At 42.5% G+C, this 6365-nt stretch carries 8 protein-coding genes; 6 read left to right on the top strand and 2 right to left on the bottom strand.

The window, feature by feature from the left end:
* Positions 1–140: 140 nt before the first annotated feature.
* The 6 genes from A9Z07_RS13135 (at position 141) to A9Z07_RS13110 (ending at position 3643) form a co-directional block, all read left to right on the top strand.
* Positions 141–668, top strand: a complete 528-nt coding sequence (locus tag A9Z07_RS13135) for a PadR family transcriptional regulator (protein ID WP_069579221.1) — start codon at positions 141–143, stop codon at positions 666–668.
* A 146-nt stretch (positions 669–814) separates the two neighbouring features.
* A complete protein-coding gene (locus A9Z07_RS13130; protein WP_069579219.1) occupies positions 815–1117 on the top strand; it encodes a DUF3861 domain-containing protein in 303 nt (100 codons plus the stop codon).
* 31 nt (positions 1118–1148) lie between these two features.
* Positions 1149–1409: a DUF2798 domain-containing protein gene (locus A9Z07_RS13125; RefSeq protein WP_227516943.1), complete on the top strand. Its 261-nt coding sequence runs from the start codon at positions 1149–1151 to the stop codon at positions 1407–1409.
* Between the two features lie 139 nt (positions 1410–1548).
* Entirely contained in the window at positions 1549–2496 is a 948-nt protein-coding gene (locus tag A9Z07_RS13120; RefSeq protein ID WP_062846339.1) for a pirin family protein, read from the top strand.
* A complete protein-coding gene (locus A9Z07_RS13115; RefSeq protein WP_069579215.1) occupies positions 2493–2891 on the top strand; it encodes an OsmC family protein in 399 nt (132 codons plus the stop codon). The genes A9Z07_RS13120 and A9Z07_RS13115 overlap by 4 nt, the downstream gene beginning before the upstream one ends.
* A 98-nt stretch (positions 2892–2989) precedes the next feature.
* Positions 2990–3643 (top strand): glutathione S-transferase family protein, encoded by a 654-nt coding sequence (locus A9Z07_RS13110; RefSeq protein WP_069579213.1) that lies wholly within the window; start codon positions 2990–2992, stop codon positions 3641–3643.
* A gap of 53 nt (positions 3644–3696) precedes the next feature.
* On the opposite strand, the gene A9Z07_RS13105 is transcribed toward A9Z07_RS13110, so the two are convergent.
* Positions 3697–4305 carry an SPOR domain-containing protein gene (locus A9Z07_RS13105; protein WP_004773251.1) on the bottom strand — a complete coding sequence of 203 codons (609 nt, stop codon included), beginning with the start codon at positions 4303–4305 and terminating at the stop codon, positions 3697–3699.
* Positions 4306–4566: 261 nt separating this feature from the next.
* Positions 4567–6357, bottom strand: a complete 1791-nt coding sequence (gene argS, locus A9Z07_RS13100; RefSeq protein ID WP_047433115.1) for an arginine--tRNA ligase — start codon at positions 6355–6357, stop codon at positions 4567–4569.
* Between the last annotated feature and the right edge of the window lie 8 nt (positions 6358–6365).

The following is a 6365-nucleotide window of genomic DNA, read 5'->3' as shown; positions in this document are numbered from 1 at the left end:
TTTTCTAAATCTCTATTTTTAAAATAAATAACTCATTCAATATCAGAATCTTAAAATTTAAAGATATATCTTAACTTGTTTTAAGATAAATTAAGATATATCTTAATATTTATAATTTGAGCAATACGAGAAAAATAAAGATGAAACAGGCATCCGATCATCACGAAGGTGAACGTGATCTCCAGCATAGAGAACATCACCGTTCTGGCCGTCGTGGGCGTCTATTCGAATCTGGTCGAATGAAACTGTTGGTGCTGCATCTCATTCAGCAAAGCCCAAAGCATGGTTATGAAATTATTAAAGAAATTAGTGATCTGGTCGGCGATGGCTATTCACCCAGTGCAGGCACAATTTATCCAACCTTGACTGCATTGGAGGAAATGACTTGCATCTCATTACTCGATGCTGAACGTAAGCAATATCAAATCACCGAATATGGCGAAACTTATCTAAAAGAACAGCAAGAGATGCTGCTGGCGCTCCTGCAAAAATTACGCTTGAGACGTGAAATTCATAACAATGATCAACTGATTGATATCCATCGTGCTATGGAGAACCTCAAAACCGCATTGCGTTTAAAGCTGAATGTTGTGGATTTAAAGCCTGAACAGATTCATCAAATTGCAGAACACATTGATCAGGCCGCGATTGCCATTGGGCGGTTATAAGGCGGGAACGAAAGCTGTTAGCGCGACAGCAGAAAATCAAAAGGGCGCAATTGCTGCATTCATTAGACGTTGTATTTAACCAAGATCAAGTTGACCTGATGCAGGTCGGAATTAAAGAGAGTGCTTAAGCATTCTGGAGCATAGCGATGAAACAACATCAATATCATGTGACAGTCCAACACTTAAAAGATAATAAAGGGCAAGCCTCAACCTACACCGAACGTCTGGAATTCTATACAGGTAATCATGATGACATTTTCGAGATTGTTGAGCGTTTAAAGAAGGTTGAGTTCTTTGATGATCAAACCACTAAGTCATTTGCAGTTGGCTTAAAACTGTTTAGTGAAGTTATGCTAGAACATCGGGATCATCCACTATTTGAAGATTTCTGGCCGCACTTTGGTCAGTTTATGAAGAACCTAAAACAGCAAGTGAAAAATTCAGCATGAATATTTCCAGCTTTGAATTGAGTCTGATCTATTGAAAACGTCCAAACCATTCCTCCGTAAATTACCTGCTCAATATGCAGCATGGATTATCCCGCTCATCTTGTCTTGCCTGATGAGTGGCACTTTATCTTTTGCAAATCTGTTGATGAACCTCGGTTTTTCAACAGCATTGATCAATCAATGGCTGAGCACATGGATGGTTTCATGGGTGATTGCCTATCCGCTGGTTTTGATTTTCTTGCCTTTGGTGAGGCGATTGACCAGCCTGATTGTGGAAATGCCACCTCATTAATATTTGAATGAAAGGGCGGTGGGATTGTCTCATGGATGGCACTCTGCGTATTACCAAAAGACTATATTGAATGAGGTGGGTGTTGTTAAGATCAATAAAACAACTCATTGCAATAGCATAGGTAAAAGAGAGCAAAATCATGAGCAATAATAATGACTACGATATTTCTGACTCAAAAGACTGCGAAACGTATATCAATCAATTTATTCAGGAATTTACCATTCGCTCAGCGGAAATTGGCAAAGGAACTGTCATCAAACGTGCATTACCGAGTCGCCATAAACGCTTAGTCGGCGCATGGTGTTTCCTTGATCATGCAGGGCCTGTCAGCTTTCCTGCTGGCGATGGGCTTGATGTTGGGCCACATCCGCATATTGGTTTACAGACCTTTACCTGGATGATTGAAGGCACCATGATGCATACCGATAGTCTGGGTTCAAAACAGTTGATCCGTCCAAAACAAGTGAACTTGATGACTGCGGGCCGCGGCATTTCGCATACTGAAGTGGCACCTGATAGTGAAACTAAAATGCATGCGGCGCAGCTCTGGATTGCCTTGCCAGATGATAAGCTCAATATTGACCCTAAGTTTGAGCATTATCCAGAATTACCTGTGGTCAGCAAAGATCAGGTTGAATTTACGGTATTGGTCGGCGACTTCTTAGAAACAACATCACCTGTTCAAGTGCATACACCGTTGGTCGGTGTTGATTTAACGGCACAAGCCGATACTAAAACCCGTATTCCATTGAATCCAAAGTTTGAATATGCCTTTATGGCTTTGGAAGGTACAGCGCGTGTGAATGGGCATGAACTTACAGCCGATAACATGGTGGTGCTTGAAACTGGATTGACTGAAATTGAGGTTGAGTTAACTCAAGGTCATCGTTTGCTGTTAATTGGAGGTGAGCCATTTGAGTCTCCAATCTTGCTATGGTGGAATTTTGTGGGACGTACCATGCAAGACTTGCAGCAGGCACGCGAAGACTGGATTAATCATGATGCGCGTTTTGGTGAAATTCCTGATTATCAAGGCAAGCGCTTAGAAGCTCCAGTATTACCAGACCAGATGAGGGCTTCAAAATGAGCATCATTGCCAGCAGCAAAGTCCTGACCTTAGCTGAACCTTGGAAAGGTGAGGTGAGTAGCGGTACACATCAGTTCCTCACCGATAAGCCTGAGCAGTTTGGAGGACATGATACAGGCCCTGCGCCGTATGATTTCCTGACTGCGAGTCTGGCCTCATGTACCATGATCACCTTGCGTATGTATGCGCAGCATAAGCAAATCGATCTGGGTGAATTTACTGTCGAGGTTGATTTTCATAGTAATCGCGAGCAGCAGGAGCGTATAGAACGTAGAGTTGTGTTCAAGCAAACTGTTGCACAAGACTTGCAAGAAAAACTTCTCAATGTCTGTAGCAAAACACCTGTAACTAAAACTTTGTTACGTAGTTTAGACATTCACACCATGATTCTTTAAGACTAAAGTGCTATTGTGCTGGGGCAAAACATAATTCTAAGTGCAATTGTGAGAGGGACCTAAAATCGCAATTGCACAGCAAAAAAGCAGGCACAAAAATGATTACCTTACATTATCTACAATGCTCACGTTCGTTCCGCATCCTGTGGGCATTAGAAGAACTTGGGATTGATTATCAGGTTGAGTATTATCAAAGGTTGCCGAGTTATGGCGCACCTGAGAGCCTCAAGAATATTCATCCTTTAGGTAAAGCCCCGATTTTGGTAGATGATCAAGAGGTGATTGTTGAGTCTGCTGTGATCCTGGATTATTTGCAGCAAGAATATGATTCTCAACAGCTATTCAAACCACAATCAACCAAAGAACAGCGGCAATATGCTTACTGGATGCACTATGCAGAAGGCTCTTTAATGCCTTTATTGGTCATGACTTTGGTGATGAATAGTGTCAGCAAACATGTACCTTGGGTGATTCGTCCGATTGCCGAAAAAATTACAGGTGGTGTAAAAGCAGGTTTTGTTCGGCCACGGGTGAAAGAACATATTCTGTACCTTGAGCAATATTTATCAGAACATGATTATTTTGCGGGAGATTTTTCCTTCGCAGATATTCAAATGGCATTTCCTTTAATTGCGATTCAAAACCGTTTGCATGGCAAGTATCCGAATATTCAGGCCTTCGTACAACGTGTACAGCAACGTTCCGCATTTCAAAAGGCAGAGCAGAAAAGCTTGCATTCACAGTGTGCCTAAATCTGAACAATAAAAAAGGGAGCAAATCGCTCCCTTTTTTATTAGATATTCGGTTAGTGTTTGATCACGATTGAATCAATACCACTATGTTGTAATGTTTGTTGAGCTGCAAGCGCCGACTCTTGGCTATCATAAGGGCCAGAGAAAACGCGATACCATGTCTGACCATTTTCAACACTTTTTACCACATCCGCAGACAAGCCATTCAAGATGATTTCTGCACGACGTGCATCGGCACTATCAGGATCAGGATAGCTGCGTACTTGTAAAATGTAGGTTGCGCGTGCTGGTGCAACAGGTTCACTTGGGGTCAGGCCCGCTGGATCTTCTGCTGTGGTGGTTTCAGGTTTTGGTGACTCAATAATTACAACATTACCTTGTTGCTTGGTCTCTGGCACCGCCTGTTCAGGGATTGGTGTGACTTGCTGCTGAGGGAGCAAATCATAGAAACGGTAGTCTTTATTGGTATTTTCTTCTTGGTAATGCTCGGAAGTAACCTGATTTTTGGTTGGGACAGGTTGCCAAGGCTGCCAAAGCATCAGCATGACAGCTGCACATAGGATCGCAAGAATAGCGACAAGCATTCCTAACCACTTCGGAATGAGCGGTTTTTTAGGCTTGTTTGGTCGTTCAGATACACCACGTTGCGTTTTTCCAAACACCGGAAATTCCTCTTGATCCTATTCGTTTATTTGTAACTTGAATTTACTTAAAAACAAAGCATTATGTTTAAAAATAATGCTTTGTTTACCATATTGTTTAACAATGATGGCTTAAGTTTACATGGCTTTAAGCTTTGCTGATTAAGGTTCACCTCAGGTATAGCCTAGCCATATATGAAGCTATCATTTCACTTATATTGCATGACTACTTCGGGCATAGCCCTCCGTCTTGCGACGATGTGCAAAGCGATGCTTTGCTGATTACATCGTCTCAGGAGCGGATACACCGAGCAATTCTAAGCCATTGCGTAACACTTGCTGTACGTTGATTGAAAGTAATAAACGCGCTTGTGTCAGTGCAACATCATCGCCCAATACTTTATGTTCATTGTACCAAGCATGGAACAGGGCAGCTAACTCTTTGAGGTAGTTACCAATCTGATGCGGTTCATAGGCATTGGCTGCACGTACCAGAATATCTGGATAAGCGGCAAGTTTAGACAAGATCTCGGTTTCAGCATCGAGTTCTAAACGGTTGGCATGTTCGCGTGCTGCGCTTAGGTCTAAATTAAGACCTGTTGTCGCTGCTTTTTCTAACATACGGCAAATACGTGCATGGGCATATTGGATGTAATACACCGCATTGTCTTTGCTTTGAGAAACTGCAAGATCAAGGTCAAAGTCAATGTGTTGCTCAGATTTACGCATCACATAGTAGAAACGGGCAGCATCGTTACCCACTTCCTTACGCAAGTCACGTAAAGTCACGAACTGACCTGAACGAGATGACATTTGAACCATCTCACCGCCACGCCATAAGCTCACGAACTGAACTAAAAGTACAGTTAGTTTCTTCGAGTCATAACCCATTGCATCAATGGCAGCTTTTACACGTGAAATATAACCGTGGTGGTCTGAGCCCCAGATATCAATCAGGTCAGTATAGCCACGTTGTAACTTATTCAGATGGTAAGCAATGTCAGATGCAAAGTAAGTGGTTTGACCATTACGACGTTTTACAACACGGTCTTTTTCATCACCAAATTCAGTTGATTTAAACCAGATATTGCCATCTTTTTCGTAGAGGTAACCACGTTGATCTAGCGTTTCAAGTGCTTCATCAATCTTGTCAGTTAATGAATCTTCGCTGAACCATTTGTCGAAGGTTACACCAAAGTCAGCAAGGTCATCTTTAATATCATCCAGAATGGCATGTAAAGCTGCCTGATGGAACACGCGATAAGCTGCGCCCAAGTGTTGTTGCGAGTTCGCAATCAAACCATCAATGTGCTTTTCTTTATCGCCTGAAAGCACAACTTTATTGCCTTCAGCATCAAGTTCTTCAGCATATTGCACATCTTCTGGTACATCTTTATAGATGTCAGCAACGGCACGAACGTGTGCATCGCCATCTTTATCAATAATTTCTTGTGCGATTTCTTTAACGTAGTCGCCTTGATAAGCATTTTTAGGGAAAACCAGTGTTTGCCCAGTCAATTCTAAATAACGTAAATAAGTTGAAGTCGCCAAGATATCCATCTGACGGCCAGCATCGTTGACATAGTATTCGCGATCAACTTTTGCACCCGTTGCTTCGAGTAAGTTCGCAACGGTCATGCCATACGCTGCACCACGGCCATGACCGACATGCAGGCTAGAAGTTGGGTTTGCAGAAACGAATTCGACCTGAATTTTTTTAGTCGCATTGGCTTGGCTACGACCATATTCATTTTTTTGTGCCTGAATCTGGTCGAGCACTGCATAACGTTGGTCTGCATTTAAAAAGAAGTTAATAAAACCAGGACCTGCAATTTCTGCTTTGGTAATGTCAGCGACTTCTGGAAGTGCTGCCAGAATTTTTTCAGCAAGATCACGTGGTTTCATGCCTGCGGCTTTAGAACCGATCATGGCAATATTTGAAGCAAAGTCTCCGTGACTTCGGTCTTTGGTACGGGTTAAATGGCTCGTGTTGGTCCAATCTGAAGGGAGTACACCTTGCTGTTGCAGGGTTTGTACCGCATGATCAAGAGCTGCTTGTATTGCCGTATTCATAGTTACCG

Source organism: Acinetobacter sp. YK3 (assembly GCF_001729365.1).
Lineage (GTDB): Bacteria > Pseudomonadota > Gammaproteobacteria > Pseudomonadales > Moraxellaceae > Acinetobacter > Acinetobacter vivianii.
Note: the sequence above shows the minus strand (reverse complement) of the source record. Positions and strands in the feature narration are given on the sequence as shown.

Coding starts and splice junctions, on each gene's coding strand:
- A9Z07_RS13135 (WP_069579221.1), top strand. CDS start 141: ATGAAACAGGCATCCGATCATCACGAAGGTGAACGTGATCTCCAGCAT.
- A9Z07_RS13130 (WP_069579219.1), top strand. CDS start 815: ATGAAACAACATCAATATCATGTGACAGTCCAACACTTAAAAGATAAT.
- A9Z07_RS13120 (WP_062846339.1), top strand. CDS start 1,549: ATGAGCAATAATAATGACTACGATATTTCTGACTCAAAAGACTGCGAA.
- A9Z07_RS13115 (WP_069579215.1), top strand. CDS start 2,493: ATGAGCATCATTGCCAGCAGCAAAGTCCTGACCTTAGCTGAACCTTGG.
- A9Z07_RS13110 (WP_069579213.1), top strand. CDS start 2,990: ATGATTACCTTACATTATCTACAATGCTCACGTTCGTTCCGCATCCTG.
- argS (WP_047433115.1), bottom strand. CDS start 6,357: ATGAATACGGCAATACAAGCAGCTCTTGATCATGCGGTACAAACCCTG.